The organism is Rhodohalobacter sp. SW132 (genome assembly GCF_003390325.1).
Lineage (GTDB): Bacteria > Bacteroidota > Rhodothermia > Balneolales > Balneolaceae > SW132.
Map to the genome: position 1 here is coordinate 65,979 of NZ_QUOK01000004.1, position 22,192 is coordinate 88,170.

At 44.4% G+C, this 22,192-nt stretch carries 18 protein-coding genes; 9 read left to right on the plus strand and 9 right to left on the minus strand.

What is annotated here, in order from left to right; genetic code table 11:
* Nucleotides 1-76: 76 nt before the first annotated feature.
* Nucleotides 77-901, minus strand: a complete 825-nt coding sequence (locus tag DYD21_RS09325; protein ID WP_116035685.1) for an undecaprenyl-diphosphate phosphatase — start codon at nucleotides 899-901, stop codon at nucleotides 77-79.
* A 183-nt stretch (nucleotides 902-1,084) separates the two neighbouring features.
* On the opposite strand from DYD21_RS09325, the gene DYD21_RS09330 reads away from it, so the two are divergent.
* Nucleotides 1,085-2,083, plus strand: a complete 999-nt coding sequence (locus tag DYD21_RS09330; protein WP_116035687.1) for a MoxR family ATPase — start codon at nucleotides 1,085-1,087, stop codon at nucleotides 2,081-2,083.
* 46 nt (nucleotides 2,084-2,129) lie between these two features.
* Here the strand turns inward: DYD21_RS09330 and DYD21_RS09335 are convergent, their stop codons facing one another.
* The 3 genes from DYD21_RS09335 to DYD21_RS09345 all read right to left on the minus strand — a co-directional run bounded on the left by DYD21_RS09335 (nucleotide 2,130) and on the right by DYD21_RS09345 (nucleotide 5,445).
* Nucleotides 2,130-3,050, minus strand: a complete 921-nt coding sequence (locus DYD21_RS09335; RefSeq protein ID WP_116035688.1) for a mechanosensitive ion channel family protein — start codon at nucleotides 3,048-3,050, stop codon at nucleotides 2,130-2,132.
* A gap of 24 nt (nucleotides 3,051-3,074) precedes the next feature.
* Nucleotides 3,075-4,799 carry an Ig-like domain-containing protein gene (locus tag DYD21_RS09340; RefSeq protein WP_116035690.1) on the minus strand — a complete coding sequence of 575 codons (1,725 nt, stop codon included), beginning with the start codon at nucleotides 4,797-4,799 and terminating at the stop codon, nucleotides 3,075-3,077.
* Nucleotides 4,800-4,941: 142 nt separating this feature from the next.
* Nucleotides 4,942-5,445: a metallophosphoesterase gene (locus DYD21_RS09345; protein WP_116035692.1), complete on the minus strand. Its 504-nt coding sequence runs from the start codon at nucleotides 5,443-5,445 to the stop codon at nucleotides 4,942-4,944.
* 97 nt (nucleotides 5,446-5,542) lie between these two features.
* On the opposite strand from DYD21_RS09345, the gene DYD21_RS09350 reads away from it, so the two are divergent.
* The 5 genes from DYD21_RS09350 (at nucleotide 5,543) to DYD21_RS09370 (ending at nucleotide 13,521) form a co-directional block, all read left to right on the plus strand.
* The gene (locus DYD21_RS09350; RefSeq protein ID WP_116036333.1) at nucleotides 5,543-6,589 is read left to right on the plus strand and encodes a glycosyltransferase family 2 protein; all 1,047 of its coding nucleotides are present in this window, start codon (nucleotides 5,543-5,545) and stop codon (nucleotides 6,587-6,589) included.
* Between the two features lie 640 nt (nucleotides 6,590-7,229).
* The gene (locus DYD21_RS09355) at nucleotides 7,230-8,408 is read left to right on the plus strand and encodes a lycopene cyclase family protein (protein WP_116035694.1); all 1,179 of its coding nucleotides are present in this window, start codon (nucleotides 7,230-7,232) and stop codon (nucleotides 8,406-8,408) included.
* The gene (locus tag DYD21_RS09360) at nucleotides 8,408-9,349 is read left to right on the plus strand and encodes a Brp/Blh family beta-carotene 15,15'-dioxygenase (RefSeq protein ID WP_116035696.1); all 942 of its coding nucleotides are present in this window, start codon (nucleotides 8,408-8,410) and stop codon (nucleotides 9,347-9,349) included. The genes DYD21_RS09355 and DYD21_RS09360 overlap by 1 nt, the downstream gene beginning before the upstream one ends.
* Nucleotides 9,350-9,428: 79 nt before the next feature.
* Nucleotides 9,429-12,020 carry a zinc-dependent metalloprotease gene (locus DYD21_RS09365; protein ID WP_116035698.1) on the plus strand — a complete coding sequence of 864 codons (2,592 nt, stop codon included), beginning with the start codon at nucleotides 9,429-9,431 and terminating at the stop codon, nucleotides 12,018-12,020.
* A gap of 211 nt (nucleotides 12,021-12,231) precedes the next feature.
* Nucleotides 12,232-13,521: a phosphatidylserine/phosphatidylglycerophosphate/cardiolipin synthase family protein gene (locus tag DYD21_RS09370; protein ID WP_199535498.1), complete on the plus strand. Its 1,290-nt coding sequence runs from the start codon at nucleotides 12,232-12,234 to the stop codon at nucleotides 13,519-13,521.
* A gap of 46 nt (nucleotides 13,522-13,567) precedes the next feature.
* On the opposite strand, the gene DYD21_RS09375 is transcribed toward DYD21_RS09370, so the two are convergent.
* Nucleotides 13,568-14,542 carry a squalene/phytoene synthase family protein gene (locus tag DYD21_RS09375; RefSeq protein ID WP_116035699.1) on the minus strand — a complete coding sequence of 325 codons (975 nt, stop codon included), beginning with the start codon at nucleotides 14,540-14,542 and terminating at the stop codon, nucleotides 13,568-13,570.
* A 179-nt stretch (nucleotides 14,543-14,721) separates the two neighbouring features.
* On the opposite strand from DYD21_RS09375, the gene DYD21_RS09380 reads away from it, so the two are divergent.
* On the plus strand, nucleotides 14,722-15,738 hold the full coding sequence (locus DYD21_RS09380) for a LacI family DNA-binding transcriptional regulator (RefSeq protein ID WP_116035701.1): 1,017 nt from the start codon (nucleotides 14,722-14,724) through the stop codon (nucleotides 15,736-15,738).
* Nucleotides 15,738-16,700, plus strand: coding sequence for a phosphoribosylaminoimidazolesuccinocarboxamide synthase (locus tag DYD21_RS09385; RefSeq protein ID WP_116035704.1), 963 nt, complete (start codon nucleotides 15,738-15,740; stop codon nucleotides 16,698-16,700). The genes DYD21_RS09380 and DYD21_RS09385 overlap by 1 nt, the downstream gene beginning before the upstream one ends.
* Nucleotides 16,701-16,761: 61 nt before the next feature.
* On the opposite strand, the gene DYD21_RS09390 is transcribed toward DYD21_RS09385, so the two are convergent.
* Genes DYD21_RS09390 through DYD21_RS09400 form a run of 3 tightly spaced genes read right to left on the minus strand, consistent with a single transcriptional unit; the run spans nucleotide 16,762 to nucleotide 18,519 of the window.
* The gene (locus DYD21_RS09390; protein ID WP_116035705.1) at nucleotides 16,762-17,481 is read right to left on the minus strand and encodes an SDR family oxidoreductase; all 720 of its coding nucleotides are present in this window, start codon (nucleotides 17,479-17,481) and stop codon (nucleotides 16,762-16,764) included.
* Nucleotides 17,481-18,107: a 7-carboxy-7-deazaguanine synthase QueE gene (locus tag DYD21_RS09395; protein ID WP_199535499.1), complete on the minus strand. Its 627-nt coding sequence runs from the start codon at nucleotides 18,105-18,107 to the stop codon at nucleotides 17,481-17,483. The genes DYD21_RS09390 and DYD21_RS09395 overlap by 1 nt, the downstream gene beginning before the upstream one ends.
* A 22-nt stretch (nucleotides 18,108-18,129) precedes the next feature.
* A complete protein-coding gene (locus DYD21_RS09400) occupies nucleotides 18,130-18,519 on the minus strand; it encodes a 6-carboxytetrahydropterin synthase (RefSeq protein ID WP_116035707.1) in 390 nt (129 codons plus the stop codon).
* A 370-nt stretch (nucleotides 18,520-18,889) separates the two neighbouring features.
* Here DYD21_RS09400 and DYD21_RS09405 point away from each other — a divergent pair, with 370 nt between their 5' ends.
* Entirely contained in the window at nucleotides 18,890-20,407 is a 1,518-nt protein-coding gene (locus DYD21_RS09405) for a S10 family peptidase (protein ID WP_116035709.1), read from the plus strand.
* Between the two features lie 206 nt (nucleotides 20,408-20,613).
* Here DYD21_RS09405 and rho read toward each other — a convergent pair whose 3' ends face one another.
* On the minus strand, nucleotides 20,614-22,125 hold the full coding sequence (rho, locus tag DYD21_RS09410; protein WP_116035711.1) for a transcription termination factor Rho: 1,512 nt from the start codon (nucleotides 22,123-22,125) through the stop codon (nucleotides 20,614-20,616).
* Nucleotides 22,126-22,192: the final 67 nt, after the last annotated feature.

Below are 22,192 nucleotides of genomic sequence, written 5' to 3' on the forward strand. Positions count from 1 at the left end.
AGGTAGCCAAATTTAAAAATGGCTTCAAGAAGTTTGTGTTAGTTTTTTGAACTTTAACGCAACGAAAATCGGATCGCTACAGGATGAAATAAAAATAGATTATTCCAAGTACCCCTACCGTCCAGCAATAAAATGAAAAGTAATAAAACTTATCGCGTTTCAATAATTTAATCAGGTATGATAATGCGAGGTAACCCGAAATAAAGGACGTGAAAAATCCTGCGACCAAACTGCCCGCTGGCAATAAAATTTCACCGGCTTCCATCAATTCCAGGATTTCAAGCAGCATGGCTCCTGCAAGGACAGGCAGCACCATCAAAAAAGAAAAATTAGCGATTTTATCTCTTTCAATCCCGAGCAGCAAGCCCAGTGATATGGTAGAGCCGGATCGGCTAATGCCCGGAATGATCGCAAACGCCTGCGCCACACCAACCCAGAGTCCGCGCGATACATTTACATCCTTATCGGGATTTCCAACAAATTTTGTGCTGTAAAGTATGGTGCCGGTTACAAGCAGCATCAGAGAAACAAAACCCGGGTTTAAAAATGCGTCTTCGATACTGCTTTTGAGCGTAAAACCCACGATCATTGCCGGTATCATACTCAGAAGAATAATGTATGAAAGTCGTGTATTCTCATCGTTTTTAAATCTTCCGTCGCGAATTCCGGCCGGCGTGATACTTTTAAACAGGTCTGACAAAATTTGCAGAATCAGTTTTCTATAATAAACGGCAATGCTGCAAAACGAGCCGAAGTGAACAACTATCTCAAATGTTATTCCCGGTTCGATATTTGACCCGGATAGTGCACGCGCCAAAACCAAGTGGCCGGAACTGCTGACCGGTAAAAATTCTGTAATGCCCTGTAGTAAGCCAAGAAGTATCGCTTCAATTATTCCCAAACCTGTTTCCTTGCAACCATTTTTTAATGTTCAATTTTCCCCAATACCAATCTCCAAAAATAAAAGTTACCTTTTGGGGCGGGTATCGTTGTAGAAGTCCGACATTATTCTTTCTTTAACTACCCGAATGACCCGTTGAAAATAGGTAAATTGAACCAAAAATTATCAATAAAGATTGAAGTAATGGAACAAACGATTGACATGCAGGCGCTGGGTGAAAAAATTGAGAAAAGCAGTGCCTTCATTGATGATATTTATCGAGAACTTGAAAAAGTGATTGTTGGGCAGCGATATATGATCGACCGGCTGCTGATCGGCCTGCTGGCTGATGGTCACGTTCTGCTTGAAGGAGTTCCCGGACTGGCTAAAACACTTACTGTATCTTCTCTCTCCAAAGCGATAAACACCAAATTTCAACGGATTCAGTTCACCCCGGATCTGCTTCCTGCCGACCTGATCGGTACACTGATCTATAATCAGAAAGAGGCTGATTTCACGGTTAAAAAAGGGCCTATCTTTTCAAATATCGTGCTTGCGGATGAGATCAACCGTTCCCCTGCAAAAGTGCAGAGCGCGCTGCTCGAATCGATGCAGGAGAAACAGGTTACGATTGGTGATACCACTTTTCCGCTCGATAAACCCTTTCTTGTGCTTGCAACTCAGAACCCGGTGGAGCAGGAAGGAACCTACCCGCTGCCGGAAGCGCAGGTTGACCGTTTTATGCTGAAACTAAATATCGGTTATCCCTCCGAGGCAGAAGAGCTTGAAATTATGCGCCGGATGGCAAAAACCGGTGATAAACCATCGATTTCGCCGGTAACCACTGCAGACACAATCCTGGAAGCACGTGATGTTGTGAATGAAATTTATACAGATGAGAAAGTTGAGAAGTACATCATCAGCCTGATTTTCGCAACACGTAAGCCGGAGAATTACAACCTTTCCGATCTTAATGACCTGATAAACTTTGGCGCTTCTCCCCGCGCATCAATCAATCTGAACCTTGCGGCACGCGCACACGCGTTTATGGAGCATCGCGCGTATGTAACCCCGGAAGATGTGCGATTTGTGGCCATGGATGTGCTTCGCCACCGGATCATCCCAACATTCGAGGCGGAAGCGGAGGAAATTACCAGCGAAGATATCGTTTCCAAAATTCTTTCCACGGTTCCGGTTCCGTAAACAGATCTAACAAATCCCGGAATTTTAAAGAGAAGAGATTCTAAATTTATCTCTTCTCTTTTTTCAAACCTGCCTCGCCTGGTTTCGTTTCATCTTGAATCGCACCGCTTTTTGCCGGTTCAAGATAGCTGATGGTTCTCTGCGGGAATGGAATTACAACACCTTCTCTGTCGAACCGTTTCTTTACGGATTCTATCACATCACACTCCATTGTAAAACTATTTGGCGGATCAGAAGCCCACGCCCACGCCCGTATCGATACGGATGAATCAGAAAGGGCAATGACACGAACCAGAACCCGTGGAGTACCTTTTTCAATATCCTCCGGTTTGCGGTTATCAATATTTAGCGGGTGACTTTCCACCTCTTCTGCCATAATCTGTTTCGCCTTATCAATATCTGAGCCGTAGCTTATGCCAATGGTAATCAGTTTACAGATCTTATCATCATTGTAATTCGAATTTATCAGAATTTCATTGCTGATTAGCGAATTAGGTATTACAATCCGCTGATTTTCAAAATTCCGGATAATCGTATGGCGAAGGTTAATATCCTCAACAACACCGCGCAGTGTGTCTCTCATGCTAATGCGATCGTTAATCCGGTACGGTTTAAAAATGACGATAAAAAGTCCGCTTACAATGTTGCCAAGCGCCTGCTGTGACGCAAATCCAAGAACTATCGCCAGGATTCCGGCACTCGCCAGCATCGATTGGGCGATGTGACGCAACGACGGAATATTCCATATCGCAAAACCAATCCCTGTTACGTATATCAACGCTACAATTGCGTAATAAAGAAATCTGTAATTTGTAGGATCATCAACTTTAAACTGAGTGCTATTCTCTTCAAAACGTTTAAACGCCCTTTTCACAAGCCATTGAGCAATAAACGTCAGTAAAATAATGACGATAATTGTGATCGTGAGAGTCAACTCCTGGTAAACTCCCGAAAGTAGTTCATTCATCTTGCTATGATTTAAATTTCTTATTTACTGATCATTCTGATTATTTCCGTCATTATCTTCATTGCCATCATCGTTATTGGCATCTTCCGGCAGTTCAATGGTTTCGGGAAGCTCTGTTTCTTCCGGCATTCCTGAAAATTCCACCGAAACATCTGAAGTAAATCCCTCCCGAACCGGGATATTCCGCCTTAAAAAGTACGGTTCAGGCCTTCTGAATGGATCAATTCCGCCACGGTCCCACGTTCCGTTTTCATCCAGATCCCTGAAAAGCCTGGCATGGTAACGTACCGGGGCCAGGTTCGAAATTTCAATGGATCCTGTAAATGTAGTATCCAGTTCCATTGTGTTGAATTCATCGCGAAGCATAAGGCGGGTAGATGTTGTGGTGTCGCCATCCGCGGGATTGAACTCGATACTGCCCAGTTGATTCCGCTGCCAAATGTCGGGTTCTACGGTTCGGCGCTCCCTAAAATCGGGATCCCAGATGCCAAAACGATGCCGGATTCCGGTATCCCAGTCTCCGTTCGGCAGTATCCGCAAAATATTGCGGAAGATTTCAACATATTCATACTCTTCCACCATCTGTTCACCTTCATATACAATCAGCGAATCTACGACAGCATCATCGTCTATAAATTTTGAATAGGTAATTTCGAGGGCCTGATCGGGGAAAAGTCCGCCATCGGCATTATCTTTAATCAATCGCAGCAGAGTTGTATCCGGTTCAGCCGAGCCGGTAAATGGATCAACCGTCACTTGCAATGAGTTGCCCGCCTTGTCTCGAAAACCATTCTGTTGAACTGAAAACCGATTTTCTTCCTCCAGCGGATCTTCAGTTTGTGCCAGTACAACACGCGGATCATCCCTGCTGGTGTATAATGGATATGCAGTGGTGTAAAAATCGCCAAGCGAATCGCTGATCGTAAGTTCAGCCCCGGGATCCCATACCACCTCTTCAGACATCCGCAGCCGCAGCCGCTCTTCCGAAAGCAACCCTACTCCCTCAAGACGAGGAGCGGTTGTGTCCGGGCGCTGTATATAGATGGTACCGAGATCCACCTCTTCACCCTGCTCCACAAAAAATGACTCCACATGAAATGGCTGGGCCCGCTCACGTTCACGATTCCACTGGCGGTCCCGGTTGATGTCATCCACCCAAACCGCACTATACATACCTTCGCGCAGATAAGAAAAGTTTACAATCCCGGCCGTATCCGACTGAGCTACATAATTTGCACTTCGGGTAAAATCAAGCGGCTCCCTGAAAAGAAATACACGTTCACCAGCTTCCACACTGCCCTGGTCTGCATCCCTCAGCCTTGCAATTACATTACCGTCGTCAATTACCGGACCGGTGGAGAAAGCCAATTCATATGATGACGTCATCCGGTTATTTCTTGTATCAGACACATCGGACCCCATAACCACAATGATTGTGGTATTTTCGGGTAAAGGCTGAGAAAACTCCACGATGGCCGTTCTTCGGCTGAAACTCACCTCATATTGGATACCAAGACTCGGCTCGATTGAGACATTTGTTCGAACAGACCCTCTGTCGGGGAATTTTGAAAATTCAAAGCGTACTTCATCACCGGTAAAATTTGTAGTTCCCACATCGGGAGTAGTGCTTACAATAACTGGCGGGGTTCGGTCAGGTGGTCCTCCTGTTGGTGCCGATGGTGTTGCACAGCCATAAAATATAAGGAGGCCGATAACAAAATTACCGGAGATAATTCGTAATACGTTCAATCTGCTGAATCTGAGTGGTGTTTATCGACTGAATATAACGAAGATTTCGGCCTTTCGTGAAGATGATTTCAGATCGCGTCAAGTCAGAAATAGGTTTACAGATTTCAAGATCACCTTCTTTGATAGATTTATTCAGATAGTACTACTTCTCCCCCACTTTCCCCATGTTGATGACTTCCATATTTTTCACCTGTCCGAACGTAATTTCAAACCGAACCACTGTTCTGTATAAGTGAAAACCGTGTTTACCGGCAGCTCCAGGGTTCACATAGAGCATTTTGTTGAGCGATTGATCTCTGGCAATCTTCAGAATATGTGAGTGGCCGCAAATGAAGAGATCCGGGGGATTGTTCTCAATTTCATCTTTAATAGGCAGGCAATACCGTCCGGGCAGCCCGCCAATATGAGTCATCCAAACATTAATACCCTCACGGTTAAACCTTTGGTGGAGCGGATACTCTTTCCGGATGTCATCACCATCAATATTGCCATATACGCCATAAACCGGGGCTACCTTCTGCAGCTCTTCGGCAATTCCGATAGATCCAAAATCCCCGGCGTGCCAAATTTCATCGCACCCGGAGAAATATTCCGCAATTCGGGGATCCAAATAGTTATGAGTATCCGATAATAGCCCTATCTTCATCTTCTGCTTTTTTAATGCTTTTTTTGATGATAGGGAACCCAATATACGGGTGCAATCCTATTGTTCATTTTTTTAAAAATCTAATACCTTGCCGGAAATGAATAACTCTTTCAGCATCATTATCGTCTCCTGGAATGGGCTGCATTACCTTAAAGAATTTTTACCTTCTGTTGCCGAATCTGAATATGAGAATTTTGAGATTATCCTTGCCGATAATTCCTCCAATGATGGGAGTGCTGAGTGGATAAACAGAGAGTGTCCACAGTGCAAAGTTGTGAAATTTGATCAAAATTACGGGTATTGCGGCGGAAACAACCGCGCTGTTCCGTATGCAACGGGTGATATACTGATTTTTTTAAACAATGATGTCCGGGTTGATCCGCACTGGCTTAAACATCTGAACCGTTCATTCGCTGATCCACAAACTGCCATTGTTCAACCTAAAATATTATCCCACGAAAATCCTGAATATTTTGAATATGCAGGCGCTGCAGGCGGAATGATCGACCGGCTTGGATACCCGTTTTGCAGGGGCCGATTGTTTGAAAATACTGAACTCGACACAGGACAATATGATGATGATGCCCCGATTTTCTGGGCCAGCGGCGCGGCATTAGCCATCCGAAAAGAGGTCTTCAATGACCTGGGTGGATTCGATGAGGATTTTGAGTTTCATATGGAAGAGATCGACCTTTGCTGGAGAGCATGGAGAGACGGTTATACCACCCGTTTTCAGCACAAAAGTGTCGTATATCATCTCGGGGGCGGTTCAATGCCGATGGGATCTCCCCGAAAAGTGTATTACAACTACCGAAACAGTTTAATCATGCTCACAAAAAATCTCAATTCATCTCTTTTCATAACGATTTTTATTCGCCTCTGTCTTGATGGTGTTGCCGGTATACGATCCATACTCTCCTTAAATCCAAAAGAAACACTGGCTATCATCCGGGCGCATTTTGCATTTTATAGACGTCTTCCCTCATCTCTGAAAAAAAGGTCAGCTGTTCAAAAGAAAAGAAGTGCCAAAAATTCAATCCAGGTGCCAATTTATACCAATCTGGTAATTTTTGATTTTTTTCTGAAAAGGAAAACACAATTTTCCGAACTCCCTGCGGATAAGTTCGGAATGGATATTGATTAGTCAGCTATTCTCAACGTTCAGCCCAGCACCTATTTTTAATTCTAAATGAACTACCTCGGGGCAGAGCCCAGGAGATATCAACTTGAATCCCAAAACTTTTTTATCGAAATGGAGTTTCCTCCTCCAAAGGTATTGTCACTAACATTAGTCAATTATAGATTATTCTCCTGATACTTTTGAACGGTCCCCGAGACAAAAGCGCTCGGGGCAGGCGGCAGTATCCAAAACCCGCCGGGCTGGTGATTCCATCAGTCGGGATTTGCGGTCCGTTTTGCGATGTAAAAACAAAGGTCCATATCACTTAGTGGCAGTAATCATAGAATTGGCCGGTAGTTTTTACAAGCATCGCATGCACTCCCCGCAAACCAAGCACCTCCTTCAGTAATCAAAGGCCGGACTATTTAAAAGTTGATAAAAGATTTTAGGTATATCAGCTCATTTGGGTCTGTTTGAAAAAAACCGTGAAAGTTAGCACCATTGCCTTTGAAGGGGGACTCTCAACCTTTTCGGCCCAAAAGGTTAGGGAATTAAATCAATTATGATTCAACTTTTCGCGGCCGATGGAATGTTTACATGCGGTGAGCCTGTTAACTGCTCATATTTCGTATGTTTCTAAATATTCCGAATCATAAATAAATTCATGTCTGATCAATCATCATTTGATATCATTATTGCAGGTGCCGGAGCTTCAGGACTCAGTCTGCTCTGGAATCTGCTGCAATCTGATGTATTGAACCGGAAAAAAATCCTGCTTCTTGACCAATCACTTGTACCTGCAAATGATAAAACATGGTGTTTTTGGGAAAAAGCCTCACTCCCCGGTCAGGAGTTGATTCATCACACATGGCCGACACTTCAGGTTCGGGCATTTGATGACATTTTCAGCGAGAAGCTGGATTGCTACCAATATCACTGTATTCGAAGTATCGATTACTCAACTTCTATTCTGCAGCTTGCAGCCTCTCACCCCTCTGTTACCTGTCTTGAAACATCAATAACCGGATTTAAATCCGCGGAAACCCATTCAATTGTACATACAACTAATGGTGACTATTCTGCGGAATGGATTTTTCAAAGCGCTGTTAAACCAAAAAATTTCCATTCCCTCCCGGTGGATATCAGCCTGAAACAGCATTTTATGGGAGTAGAAATTGAGACGAGGGAACCCGTTTTTGATCCGGATACAGCGATGCTCATGGATTTTGACACCTCACAGGCTGAGGGCGTCACCTTTTTTTACGTGCTTCCATTCACGCAGACTAAAGCACTTGTAGAGTATACTTTCTTCACGGAAAATGTACTCACTGAAGATCAATATATGAGAGGAATCCGGGCCTACCTGCACAACCGTTATGAGTTATCTGACAACCATTACACCATATTACGAACCGAGCTGGGTTCAATCCCAATGGAAGATCGCCGTTATCCTGCATGGCACACTGACAGGGTTATGAATATCGGAACGGTAGGCGGGCTTACAAAACCATCTACCGGATACACATTTACCCGAATTCAGCGACATTCAAAATCCCTCGTTCGTGCTCTTGAAAATGGAGATCCACTGCCTGAAGCAAACCGGTCAGACTATCGGTTCCGGGTATATGATATGATGCTCCTTTACCTGCTAAAATCAGATCCTTCAATCTGCAAAAAAATATTTCATGATCTGTTTCAAAAAAACAGCTTCGATAAAATTCTACGATTTCTTGAGGAAGATACCCGTGTCCCGCACGAGCTTTCGATTTTCTCCTCTCTCCCCTACACCCCATTTTTCAAAGCGATTTATCAAATGAAACATCGCATTTTTACAGGAGCCTGATGCGTCACTCACAGCAATCTCTTAATCGCATCACGTTGCTACTGAGTGCTTTTTTTATTTTCATATCGCTCGCAGCTCCTGAATTTGCAAACAGTATTGCACTTTGGATTGTTTTGATTTCGGTTCTTGCAATCGGCATACCGCATGGAGCGATTGATCATATGATGGCAGCCGAACTCTACGGTTTAAATCAAACACTAAAAGATCACCTGGTTTTTTATTCGAGCTATCTGCTCATTATGCTGATCATTGGTGCACTTTGGGTCTACTTTCCCGCTGCCGGTATGGCTTTTTTTCTGATCATTTCCATTTATCATTTTGGTCAGGCCGATATGGAAGATTTCATCACGGAGCGGCGTTACTACTCCCGAATCTTGTATGTTAATCGCGGCTTGATGATCATTGGCATCATTTTGTTTGCAGCCCCCTCGGTAACCTATCCAATTGTGGCAGACGCCATTCGAATTTCGTCCGCTGAATTATCAGCTTTCATGCCCGATGCAACCTCTGCACTTTGGAGTATCGCGCTTCTTTATATTGTGATCTCTGCAGGCGGAATATTTACCGGGCAGATTAAAAATAAGATATCATATTGTATCGACAGTGTTGTTTTAGGTGCCGTACTACTTATTACCGGGCCATTGATCGGTTTTGCACTTTATTTTGCACTTTGGCATTCGGCCGGCCACGTGAACGAAATGCGTGCATTTTTTGAACAGAAGAACAGCAGCCTTACACTCGTTCAATTTTATAAAAAAGCTTTGCCGTTTACGCTCGTTTCACTGGCAGGCCTTGCGTTTTTATTGTGGCTGAATCGCTTTTTTATGCTTGAAAACCAATTTTTAACCCTGATGTTTATACTGATCAGTGTACTCACTCTCCCTCACATGCTGATTGTTGAGAGAATGTACAATTCAAAAACAGTGGAGAATTCCGGCTAAAAGTTTTTAAATATTTTTGCGAATCCGCTTCGTAACTTCATCCCGGAGTTTCCAAAATCCTTAACACCAATCGAAAATTATGAGATATACTCTAATTCTACTTTTCGCTTTTTTATTTCTACCGCTGTTTACATCAGCTGAAGCAAACGACAATACGGATGAAAAATTCAATGAACTAATTGAAGATGCTGAGAAGTTTGAAGGCTTCTTCGATTTTTACAGAAAAGATGACCGTCTGATGATGGCTGTGGATCTGAACAAAATCGACGAAGAATTCCTGCTCAACTATCAGATCGCCCGCGGAATTGGCGCCGCCGGACTTTATGGCGGGACAATGCTGAATATTTTCGAAGCTGAAGTAGTTGCCCTTCGAAAAAAAGAAAACAAGATATTCCTGGTCAACAGACCGCACCGATATACCGCTGAAGAAGGCACTCCTCAAGCCCGCGCACTGGAACTTACCTACGGTGAATCCGTTCTCGAAACTGCATCTATCGAGGCGATAAATAGTGACAGCGTAGCTTTGGTCAATGTATATGAATGGTTTGTCGGAGATTTATCCAACATCAGCCAGCGGGTACAGGGCGCACTTTCCTCACGCCCCGGCCAACCCGGAAGAGCTACTTTTGACCGCTCCAGAAGTTATGTGGAAATGGTAGAATCGTTTCCAAAAAACAGCAATATCCAGGCAAATCTGACTTTCCGTAACCAGGAAACCTCAGCACCACGTACCGTACCCGACCACAGGTTTGTGCCGGTTTCCATTTTCTATTCTCTCTCTGAGCTTCCGGAAGAGCCGATGAAACCAAGAGCAGCCGATGACAGGCTTGGATATTTTATGACCGTTCAGAAAGATTTCTCTGATACGGATGATGAATTTTTCGTTCGCAATATCAATCGGTGGCGCCTGGAGTGCGACGGAGAACCGGGTGCTGACGGGCTTTGTGACCCGAAAAAACCGATCATTTATTATCTCGAGAATACCATCCCTGAGCGATATCGCCAGCCAATGAAAGAAGGTGTAGAGGCGTGGAGCGAAGCGTTTGAAGAGGCCGGATTCCGAAATGCAGTGCAGGCAAAAATGCTTCCTGATTCCGCTTCTGCTGGTGATATACGCTACGCAACGCTTCGGTGGAATGTTTCCGATCAGCCGGGATATGGCGCTATCGGTCCTTCAGTTGTTGACCCGCGAACCGGTGAGATTCTGGATGCCGATCAGCTCTATGAAGCCAATATGTTCCTGGGATTCCGAAATACGTTTCGAAATCTCGTTGATCCACAAACGGCCATCAATGAGATTTTTAATGTAGATGAAGATGAGATGGAAGCGATGAAGATGGGAATCAAAACTGAATCTTTCTTCAATGAAATGGGCACACAGGCCAACCTTCTTCGGTCAGCCCTGTTACTCCGTGGTGAAATGACTCCGGGTGAACCGATGCCCGATTATTATGTTGATCAGGCCGCAAAATGGGTTACCATGCATGAAGTGGGTCATACACTCGGGCTTCGTCACAACTTCCGCTCCTCTGTGGATACTCCGTTCGATAAACTGCATGATGAGGAATTTACAGGTCAAAACGGCGTTTACAGCTCTGTTATGGATTATCCATCTCCAAATATCGCTTCGAATGGTGAAGATACCGGTCATTTTTACAATAAAAGTGTTGGTAGCTATGACCGCTGGGTGATCAGTTACGGGTACACCCCTGATGATGATAAAGCAAAAGAGATCGCTCGCCGATCTGCCGAGCCGGGCCATGCCTACGGAACCGATGAAGATGCGCGTGGTGCCGGAGCCGTTGACCCTCATGTAAATGTGTACAGCCTGAGTGAAGATCCGATCGCCTGGGGTCGTGACCGTGCGAACCTGATTCGCGAAATGCTGCCGCTTCTGCCCGATTTTGCATTGGAAGATAATATGCCTTTTTACGAGGTTACCGATCTCTTCCAAAGTGTGTTCTTTCAATACGCTCGGGCACTCACACCGGCTGTGAAATATATTGGCGGACAGCATCAATACCGCGACCATAAGGGAGATCCTGATGGAAGAATGCCGTTTGAACCGGTACCGCTTGAAAAACAGCAGGAAGCGCTGAATACTATTATTGATTACGCATTTGATGCCAATGCCATCAATCTGCCAGAAGATGTTTTTCAGCAATTTGGGGCCAACCGGTGGAGCCACTGGGGCCAAAGCAATACCTGGCAGGGACGTATTGATTATCCGCTGCACCAAACACTTTTAGGAGTTCAAACCAGTCTGATGAGCCAGCTCCTGAATCCAACCCGCCTGGAACGAATCCGGGATACTGAGGTAAAGTTTGGAGCCGAAAATACGGTAACGATACCAGAAGTAATGGAGCAACTGACAAACGCAATCTGGGAAGAAGCGTGGACTGCACCCGGTGGTAACATCAACAGCAACCGGCGGGATCTGCAGCGGGCTCATCTCGAACAGATGATTCGCCTGGTCACCAATGCACCATCGGGCACTCCTGCTGATGCCCGTTCCGTCGCCAGGTATACGCTAACTGACCTGCACGAACGACTTGAACTGCGGCTTACGCCACCTACCTACGATTTTGATGCCTATACAAGAGCACATCTTGCTGAATCAAAAGATCGTATACAGCGTGCACTGGATGCCGGTTTTAGTCTCGAAAACTGACATCACAAAACTATCAAAAAAGGCAGCTATCTTTCGGTAGCTGCCTTTTTTTAATTATCCTCATGATCAGGTCTCTTCAATACATCAATCTTATCAAAACATTTTTTGTGAATTTCTTAGCCTTTCCAACGCATTTTCCAGTTTCTTGGTTACCGATCTGCGGATTATTATAATCAACATAACCGTTTAATCAATTCTTATAACCGCTCCTATGAAAATAAAGCTGAACATAAAAGGTATTCTTATCTCTCTGCTTACCCTGTTTTTAGTTTTTTTGATCGGAACAGTTCTCTTCTTCAATGCCGTACCGAAAGAGAAGCGTCTTCTTGAGCTGATAAATACAGACCACAGCATCGAGGATCCAGAGTTCATCTATGAGAGTTGTTTACTCATTGGCAGACCCTGGACAAAAAACAACCAAATTGAAGTTCTTGAAAACGGTGAAGAGATTTACGATTCCATGGTCGAAGCGATCAACAGTGCTGAACGCACGATTACTTTTGAAACCTACGAATACTACGGTGACGAGGCAGCACAACGATTTTCTGAAGCATTTTCCGCAGCAGCAGAACGCGGCGTAAAAGTACACGCTCTGCTTGATTTCATTGGATCCGTTAATGCTACTGATGAACAGCTTGAGATGATGGAAGAAGCAGGTGTTGAGCTGATTCGCTGGCGTAAACCGAGCTGGTATCAGTTTGCAAGATTTAATCATCGAACGCACAGAAAATTGCTGATTATTGATGGAAATATTGGGTTCACAGGTGGCGCCAACGTCGGAGATAACTGGCTTGGAAGTGTAGAAAACGGAGCCTACAAAGATTATCATTATAAAATACGCGGATCCCTTGTTTCTGAATTGCAGGCCTCATTTTCGGAGAACTGGACATCAGCATCCGGAAGACTCATTTATGGAAACGACTATTTTTCGATCCAGGATAGTGCAGGAAATAAAAAAATGCAGGTTAGTTCAAGTCATCCTCGCGAAGGCAAGCAGAAAATGAGAAAAATGTTTATCTACTCGATGGCATCAGCCAGAGATACCGTTCGGTTTGCAACCGCCTACTTTTATCCAGATCAGCTATTTTTGGATGCGTTGCAGGAGACAGCTGAACGCGGTGTTACTGTGCAAATTTTGGTGCCTGGTGAGAGTATTGATAAGGGTTTTGTTCGCCATGCTTCGGTTAATAACTGGAGAGGAATACTCGAGTCTGGAGTAGAAATTTATGAATATCAGCCCTCGATGTATCACGCAAAATTGATGATAGCTGATAACCGTATGGTTAGCATGGGTTCATCAAACCTCGATAATCGCTCTTTCAGATTAAATGATGAAACAAACGTTAATATCTTGTCTGAAGAGTTTGCGGCTACGATGACTGAACTTTATAAAAACGATAAATCTGAAGCAGAACGCTATACGCTGAAAATGTGGGAAAACCGGCCTTATAGCAATCGGCTCTATGGATGGGTTACCGAACTGTTTGGCGCACATCTATAGGTTTCTTTCAGCCATTTTAATAAATCATTCATCAATCTGAAAATCCTCATTTCCGGGTCTTAAGGTGATAAACCACCTTCGGCAGAATTGAAAATTTTTCCGTGGAATTGAGATAGGCCCGCTCATTGAAAACGTTGTAGTTGTTCTCTTCAATTTTATCCAGAATCCGGCTGTAATTTTCCCGAGCCAGTAAAACAGGCAGGCGGCTGTCTTTAGTAAGCATCGAAACACCTTTATCCGCTTCTGCATAAAAACGTCGCGCACGCGCAATTTGAAATTTCATAAACTGGATAAATTCAGGAGTTTTTTCCCTTCTGATCAGGCTCTGTTTTGAAATACCATACTCCTGCAGCTCATCTTCAGGAAGATAAATTCGATCTCGATTTAAGTCTTCCCCGATATCCCGCAATATATTGGTAAGCTGCATAGCAATCCCCAGGTCTACCGCGTAATCAAGTGCTTTTTTGTCGGAATATCCAAAAACCTCGCTGGTCATCAAACCAACTACCGAAGCAACTTTGTAAGAATAATCGTAGAGTTCGTCGAAAGATGCGTACCGGTTTTTAATCAGATCCATTTTGACGCCTTCAAGCAAAAGCAGCGGCAACTCCAGTGAAATATTATACGTTTTCAGAGTATCAAAAAATGCAATCAGGATCGGGTCTGACTGCTCTAATCCGTTGTAGCTATTGACCAGGTTCTGCTTAAATGTATCCAGGCGCTGCTCTACTTCTTTTTCTGTAATCTGATGATTATGAATTAAATCTTCGGCCTCATCAACCAGATCATCCAGGTATCTGCACAGGCCATATATTGCAAAAATGCTGCGCTGTTTATGATTTGGCAGAAAACGAGTGGCCATATAGAACGTTTTTGCATGGATGCGGGTGATCGACCTGCAGTGTGTATAGGCTTTTTGCAAATCCGCATCATCAAGTTCTGTAATTACACCTTTATGGAAATGTGTTTTTTCATAAAACGGGCGAAAGATTGAAACCGGTAAACGTAACAGACTATTCATGCTTCTATGATTAACAAAATTATCACTGATACTGTTACTAATGATTCAGCGATTCAAAATCGTTCCTTTACCATGAATTAAAGTATTTATCTTGAAATAATTTCACTATTTTTTGTACTTCATTTGAATAGCAGTCAACGTATTCGCTAATTGACCTTTAAAGTTTTATAAAAAACGTAATGGCTCCTCAAAAAAAAATTACCATCTATCAGGTTGCCCAGCGTGCTGGTGTGGCTATTTCTACTGTTTCGCGTGTATTGAACAACTCTCCTAATGTTTCCCAGGGTACAAAAGACAAAGTTGAAGAGGCGATCAAAGAGCTAAACTTTCGCCCCCAGGTATCGGCCAGAAAGTTGGCCAGCCGAAAGCCGCAGATGCTCGCTATTGCCGTTCCATCTTTTACAACACCCTACTATAACGAAGTTCTGAAAGGCGTGAAAGATGAAATCGATGACCTTGATCTTGATATTGTAATTTATAATACGGGATCAAAAAACCCTGAAGAGGGAATCCAGAATTTCTTCAATCGCGGTACCGCCGATACGGTTATTACCATAAGCATTGACATCACTGATGAAGTTCATCACCGGCTGCAGTCTTCTGAAATTCCGATCGTTTTGGTTGGAAGCAGCCACCCGATGTACAACTATTTTGAGCTGAACAACCAGAAAGGTGGATTTATGGCGGGCGAACACCTTGTTAAACAGGGCTATAAATCCTTTGGGATGATCCTTCCCGCAATGAATACAAAATCATCGCTGCTGCGTTACAATGGATTTATTGATGCACTCAAAGAGTTCAAAATGCCGGTAAATGAAAAATTCTTTGTCCGCGGAGAAAGTAAAAAGCACGCCGGATTTACTGAAGAAGCCGGATTTGAAGCGATCTATGAATACGACAGAATGGGTGAATTCCCCGAGGCAATATTTTGCTCAAACGATACACAGGCGATCGGAGCATACCATGCCATTTCAAAGCTGGGATTAAAAATCCCCGAAGATGTTGCTATCATGGGATACGACAATATCAAATTCACGAAGTACCTCGATCTGACAACCATTGATCAGAAAATGTACAGTGTGGGTGTGGAAGCCACCAAACGTCTTGCACAAATCATCCGGAACAAAGATGAAACGAAGGTTCAAAAAACCATCGATCCGGTACTTATCCCAAGAGGTTCAACGCTACGAAAGTAATGACCAACCGCACTGATCGAGAGTTTCCCCTGGAGAACTGCATCTACGACACACGGTGTCCCGGCCTGCCAGAACCGTACCGTGGTAAAGTGAGGGACGTATATCCTCTGAATGATAAGACGCTGGGTATTGTGGTGACCGATCGCATCAGCGCATTTGATCATATCATGGGAGAGGCAATACCGTTCAAAGGCCAGATTCTGAACCTGCTTTCAAAATTTCAGTTTGAAGCCGTTGCCGATATCATTCCTACTCATATGATTGAAGTACCGCACAACAATGTAACGATTGCGCGGCGATGCGATCCAATACCCATTGAGGTGGTTGTCCGCGGATACCTGACGGGGCACGCGTGGAGAGAGTATAAATCGGGAAAACGAATGCTTTGCGGAGCATCTATGCCTACAGGCATGAAAGAGCACCAGGCATTTCCCAAACCGATCCTCACCCCTGCCACAAAAGCGGAAGAAGGCCATGATGAAGATATTTCACCAGCTGAAATTCTCGAAAAAGGGATTGTAGAAGAAAATCTCTGGCAGCAGATCGAACAGAAAGCATTTGAACTCTTTGAACGCGGCAGTGAAATTGCCGACAGGCAAGGCCTGATCCTTGTTGATACCAAATATGAATTTGGACTGTGGAACGGAGAACTCACACTTATCGATGAAGTTCATACATCCGATTCATCCCGATATTTTTATAAAAACGGGTATAAAAGACGTCTGGAAAACGATGAGCAGCAAAAACAACTCTCCAAAGAATTTTTGCGCGAATGGCTGATGGAAAAAGGTTTCAGCGGCAAAGAAGGACAGCAAGTACCCACACTACCCGACTCCTTTCGATGGAGTGTCTATAACCGGTACAAGGAGCTCTTTGAAGTATTAACCGGAAATATATTTGAACCGGAAGAAATCACGGAGTTTAATGAGACACTGGAAAAGATTCTCAAGAGATATCAATAGCAGCTGATAACTTTATCAATTCCTAAATCAGCACAATTCGATTTTGGCTGTTGATTTTTGATTACATGGGAGCTACACGCCCGTGTTGCGGCTGGATGATAATCTCTTCAACCAGCGTTCGTTTGGTTAATTGAGACATGGTAACGATCAAAGAAGCCACATCCGAAGGATTGATTAATTTATCCGGACTCATATCCGATTCTTTCCAGGATGTGGAGTGTGTCTGCCCGAGGTTAATGGCCGTAACTCCAATTTCGGTATCTTTCAGCTCTTCCCGGAGGGATCGTGTGTAACCCAGAAGTGCGTGTTTGGCAGATGCATAGGCGCCGCTTTCAGCCAGGCCGCGAAGCGCGCCCACTGAGCAGATGTTTATGATAAGTGCGCGATCCAGTTTTAGAAGATCCTTCAAAAAACGGTTCACGATATGAACGGCCGTAAATAGATTTACGTCAATCTGCTCTTTAAACTCTCCCGGTGATGTTTCGGTTGTTTTTTTATAAAGATAACTTCCGGCGTTATTGATGATAATTCCGGGAAGAGGAATGTCTGGGTCAATCGAAAGCTGAGAGATCTGATCGGGATCGGTGGCATCACAAACCAGGATTTCTACCTTCGATGCACCCGCTTTTATACACAAGTCACGGGTTTCATTCAGCATTTGCTCATTCCGCGCAAGCAGTAAAATCGGCCGGTTGGTAGAGGCTGCAAATGTGATGGCAACACTGCGCCCTATCCCCCGGCTTGCACCGGTGATGAGTACAGATGATTTGAGATACTCCATTACGGAACATTCATAAATTTGTGCGTCTGCAGGCTAATGCCCCATTGTGGATTTTTCTTCACATAATCCACTATCAGTTTGACAGATGATGGCGTCTCCCACTCCGGCTGCAGCAGCAATTGTGTAGAGGGCGGACATTTTTTAGCATTCAGCTCCGCCCACTCAATATCTTTATTTTTCAGAACCACAACTTTCAGCTCATCTACATACGGGAAATTTTCATCCAGCGGTTTTTTGAAACGTTTTGGAGAGAGCGTGACCCAATCGAGCTGACCGGACAGCGGTGATGATCCGCTTGTTTCGATATGCACATCCAGCCCTTCCTGCTTCAGGCGCACAGATAACGGTTCAAGGTTATGCAGCAACGGTTCTCCTCCAGTAATTACCGCGAATTCAGCGCCGCTATCCACCGCACGCTTAACAATATCGCCAGTTCGGGTCATAGGATGTTTCTCTTCATCCCAGCTCTCCTTCACATCACACCACCAGCAATTTACATCACAGCCGGCCGTGCGAATAAAATAGGCTGCACGTCCCGTATGCGCTCCTTCTCCCTGGATGGTATAGAAATCTTCGACCAATGGATATTCCACAGCGTCCATCTCAAGGTTTCCGGCCTTTTCCATCGTATTTATTGATCTTGTTTGTTTATACATCCTGATCGGTGTATTCAACCCAGCTTGTCTCGGTCTCCCAAACGGTGACGTGAAGATCGATATCAGCCGGTATTCTATTTTTAGTTTCTTTGTGAATATACTCTGCAATTCGCTCTGCAGTGGTGGCTACCGGAATTTCCTCATTCAAAACAGAATGGTCAAGCCCGCCTTTTTTTGAGTCAGACGCTGCCCACTTCAGCTCTTTAAAATCGCACACCATATCCGGTGTTTTCAGGTATTTTGATGGATTCAGTTTGTGTGATTTCGCTTTGATATGCACTTTATAGGTGTGTCCGTGCATACGTCCGCACTTCCCGTCATACCCATCTATAAAATGAGCGGCATCAAATTTAAACTCGGTATGTAGTACCCAGGTCGGCATATCAGTAATTCTTCAACTAAAATTTATTTTTCAGAGCGATGTCAACAATCACAGCCTTTTAAAATAAGGATTATATCGGTAGCAATCATTCTTCGATTTCGCCCTTTCACAGAGTGTATAATTACGCAAATCGGTACATTTTTTTGGGTGATGATACCACACCAAGTTCAGTGTTGAGTTAATGACAAGGAATCCACATTCATTCAGCGGAGGTGCCATCGGTGACACACAATTTTCTGAACCCTCCACACCGAACGACTTTTTACAGCTTCTATTTTGTGTGATCAACTCTCAAAACCTATATTCATAAAATTTCATTTTCTATTTAAAATCGCTTCAATTTCAACCTGCCAATAATTGTATGTATTGCATGAATGATAATGCTACTTCCCTCCACCAAAATATACTATCCGGAATCTTTGTGATTCTGTTAACACTATTGAGTTTTGAATTTACACATGCACAAAATCGAACCCTCGATGCAGACAGTTCTGTTACGACTGAATCGCAGGTAACCATAAACGGGGAGACGATTCCCTATCGTGCGACAGCCGGAACGCAGCCGGTCTGGAATAGTGATGGCGAGCCTGATGCCGCACTTTTTTATGTCTTCTATGAACGTACGGATATTGATGATACAGCTCGCCGGCCACTTGTATTCTCATTCAACGGGGGGCCGGGCTCAGCGTCGGTTTGGATGCATATCGGGTACACCGGGCCGAGATTTCTGAATATTGATGATGAGGGGTATCCTGTTCAGCCATACGGCGTTACAGAAAACAACCATTCTATCCTCGATGTAGCAGATATTGTTTACATCGACCCGGTAAACACCGGTTTTTCAAGAATTTTAAATGATGATGCAGACCGAAACGATTTTTTTGGGGTGAATGCAGACATCCGCTACCTCGCGGAATGGATTGATAACTTCGTTTCACGACACGGCCGCTGGTCTTCCCCGAAATATCTGAAAGGAGAAAGTTACGGCACGACTCGTGTTGCAGGCCTTGCGCGTCAGCTGCAGAGTTCGCACTGGATGTTTTTCAATGGCGTGATTTTGGTGTCTCCCACCGGTATGGGCCTCGAACCGCCGGCAATGACTCCGCGCTCTGAAATCCTGAAATTACCCTATTATGCTGCCACCGCATGGTATCATGAAGAGCTGGAACCCGACCTCCAAAACCTGGATCTATATGATATTCTTTCGGAAGTTGAAGATTTCACCATTGAAACCTACCTCCCGGCAGTTGCCCGCGGCGGAACACTCGACCCGGCTGAACGCGATGACATCGCTCTACAGGTGGCCCGCTACTCCGGCATCGATAAACAACATATCCTGGATTATAACCTCACCATCCCAACCTCATTTTTCTGGAAAGAGCTGCGCAGGGACAAAGGCGAAACCGTTGGGCGCCTCGACTCCCGGTATCGTGGAATTGATCGTATGAATGCAGGAAACAGCTATGATCACGATCCGGCGCTTACCAGCTGGAATCACTCCTTTACACCGGCTATTAATCATTATCTGAGGGAAGAACTGGGGTATCAAACAGATTTAAAGTATAACATATTCGGACCGGTACATCCATGGGACCGCAGCGGAAATTCAACCGCTGAAGATCTGAGAAGAGCTATGGGTGAAAATCCCTACCTGCATGTGATGGTCCAATCCGGTTACTATGATGGTGCTACGGATTATTTCTCTGCGAAATATGTGATGTGGAATATGGATCGCAGCGGGAAGGTGCAGGACCGGCTTCGGTTTGAAGGATACAGAAGCGGCCACATGATGTATCTGCGACAGGAAGATTTGGTAACCAGTAATGAACATATCCGGGAATTTATTCTCGATTCACTCCCCGGTGACGGAGTTCCGGCTGATTATTAACCTCCGTTTGATGAATAAACATTTCTATTATTCGGCATTAAGTCTCTCCGTTTTCAGGCGGAGAGCTATGGCGGGATAATATTGATCGTTGAGAATCTTCTACCCATCACACATAATTCAGCACAACTCAGCGTGGTACTTTGCGAAACTCTGCGAGTATAAAACCATACGATTTTATGGTTTATATACTTATATGCATCTAATTTCTACTTGTTCATCGAAATCAGAAACTCTTCGTTTGAAGGGGTTCCTTTCATTTTATCGAGCAGAAACTCCATTGCCTCAAAGGCATTGTGCTGGTTGAGGTAACGGCGCAAAAGCACCACTTTTTCTCTCTCTTCATCGGAAACGATAAGTTCTTCACGCCGGGTTCCGCTTTTGAATACGTCAATGGCGGGGAAAATACGTCGTTCGGCAAGTCGCCTGTCCAGCACCAGTTCCATGTTACCGGTTCCCTTAAACTCTTCGAAAATTACATCGTCCATCCGCGACCCGGTATCCACCAGTGCAGTTGCAATGATGGTGAGACTTCCGCCATCTTCGATATTCCGCGCGGAGCTGAAAAGCTGCCGCGGTGCTTTCAGCGCTTCCGAATCGATACCGCCCGACATGGTTCGTCCTGAGTTGGTGCCAGCTACGTTATACGCGCGTCCCAGCCGGGTGATGGAGTCCATTAGCAACAGAACATCATGGCCGCTTTCCACAAGGCGTTTTGCTTTTTCAAATACAATTTCAGACAACCCGATATGATTTTCCGGCTTCTCATCAAATGTTGAAGCTACAACTTCGGCATCATTTACCGTTCGCTGCATCTCTGTAACCTCTTCCGGACGTTCATCAACCAGAAGAATGATCACTTTCGTTTCGGGATTATTTTTGTTTACAGAATTGGCAATATCCCGCATAATTGTGGTTTTCCCGGTTTTAGGCTGGGCTACAATCAAGCCCCTCTGCCCTTTTCCAATCGGAGCAAAAAGATCGATCAGGCGGGTGGTATATTGTGATGGATGCGTTTCAAGTTTGTAACGCATATCGGGATAAACCGGCATCAGGTCTTCAAAATCGCCCCTGTTATCCATATCGGTAGGAATACGTCCATTCACTCCCTCTACCCTTAGCAGTGCGAAATAGCGCTCGCCAACTTTGGGCGGACGAATGATACCAATCACACAATCACCCTGGCGCAAGCGAAACCGTTTAATCTGAGATGGAGATACATAGATATCATCCGGGCTCGCCTTATAATTATAGTTTACGGAACGCAGAAAACCATAACCATCGGGAAGAATTTCAAGTGTGCCCTCGTTAAGCAGAAATTTACCCAAATCGGGTTTAATCTCTTCAAGGCGTTCATCAAGCGAAGGGGCTTCTGATTCGGGCAGCACATTGCTTACATGCTTTTTATTTTTTTTATACTGGCCTCTTTTTTTGCCCTTGTGTTCCTGCATCTGCTTTTTGCGGTTCTGGTCCGACCTTCGATTGTCGTACGTCTGAATATGAGAATCCTGTCCATATTCAATATTAGGCACACCAGCCCCGGAAGATGAGTCGCTTTCGGATTTCTGTGTATCCGCAATCCGTTCAATCAAACTCTGTTTTCGAAGTGTTGAAACACCTTTCAGCCCGATTGATTTCGCGATCTCTTTGAGCTCTTTAACAGATTTTTTTTGTAGTGATTCCAAATCAGTATATGATGTATCGGTTTGATTCTCCGACATAAGTAAATATTAATTCTTGAGTAAATTTCATGTAGAATAACGTACTGCCGTATTCGTGGAGTACGAC

Excerpts from the sequence above, each read along its gene's own strand:
- DYD21_RS09330 (WP_116035687.1), top strand. The coding sequence starts at position 1,085 with ATGGAACAAACGATTGACATGCAGGCGCTGGGTGAAAAAATTGAGAAA.
- DYD21_RS09335 (WP_116035688.1), bottom strand. The coding sequence starts at position 3,050 with ATGAATGAACTACTTTCGGGAGTTTACCAGGAGTTGACTCTCACGATC.
- DYD21_RS09345 (WP_116035692.1), bottom strand. The coding sequence starts at position 5,445 with ATGAAGATAGGGCTATTATCGGATACTCATAACTATTTGGATCCCCGA.
- DYD21_RS09350 (WP_116036333.1), top strand. The coding sequence starts at position 5,543 with ATGAATAACTCTTTCAGCATCATTATCGTCTCCTGGAATGGGCTGCAT.
- DYD21_RS09355 (WP_116035694.1), top strand. The coding sequence starts at position 7,230 with ATGTCTGATCAATCATCATTTGATATCATTATTGCAGGTGCCGGAGCT.
- DYD21_RS09360 (WP_116035696.1), top strand. The coding sequence starts at position 8,408 with ATGCGTCACTCACAGCAATCTCTTAATCGCATCACGTTGCTACTGAGT.
- DYD21_RS09365 (WP_116035698.1), top strand. The coding sequence starts at position 9,429 with ATGAGATATACTCTAATTCTACTTTTCGCTTTTTTATTTCTACCGCTG.
- DYD21_RS09370 (WP_199535498.1), top strand. The coding sequence starts at position 12,232 with ATGAAAATAAAGCTGAACATAAAAGGTATTCTTATCTCTCTGCTTACC.
- DYD21_RS09375 (WP_116035699.1), bottom strand. The coding sequence starts at position 14,542 with ATGAATAGTCTGTTACGTTTACCGGTTTCAATCTTTCGCCCGTTTTAT.
- DYD21_RS09380 (WP_116035701.1), top strand. The coding sequence starts at position 14,722 with ATGGCTCCTCAAAAAAAAATTACCATCTATCAGGTTGCCCAGCGTGCT.
- DYD21_RS09385 (WP_116035704.1), top strand. The coding sequence starts at position 15,738 with ATGACCAACCGCACTGATCGAGAGTTTCCCCTGGAGAACTGCATCTAC.
- DYD21_RS09390 (WP_116035705.1), bottom strand. The coding sequence starts at position 17,481 with ATGGAGTATCTCAAATCATCTGTACTCATCACCGGTGCAAGCCGGGGG.
- DYD21_RS09395 (WP_199535499.1), bottom strand. The coding sequence starts at position 18,107 with ATGGAAAAGGCCGGAAACCTTGAGATGGACGCTGTGGAATATCCATTG.
- DYD21_RS09400 (WP_116035707.1), bottom strand. The coding sequence starts at position 18,519 with ATGCCGACCTGGGTACTACATACCGAGTTTAAATTTGATGCCGCTCAT.
- DYD21_RS09405 (WP_116035709.1), top strand. The coding sequence starts at position 18,890 with ATGAATGATAATGCTACTTCCCTCCACCAAAATATACTATCCGGAATC.
- rho (WP_116035711.1), bottom strand. The coding sequence starts at position 22,125 with ATGTCGGAGAATCAAACCGATACATCATATACTGATTTGGAATCACTA.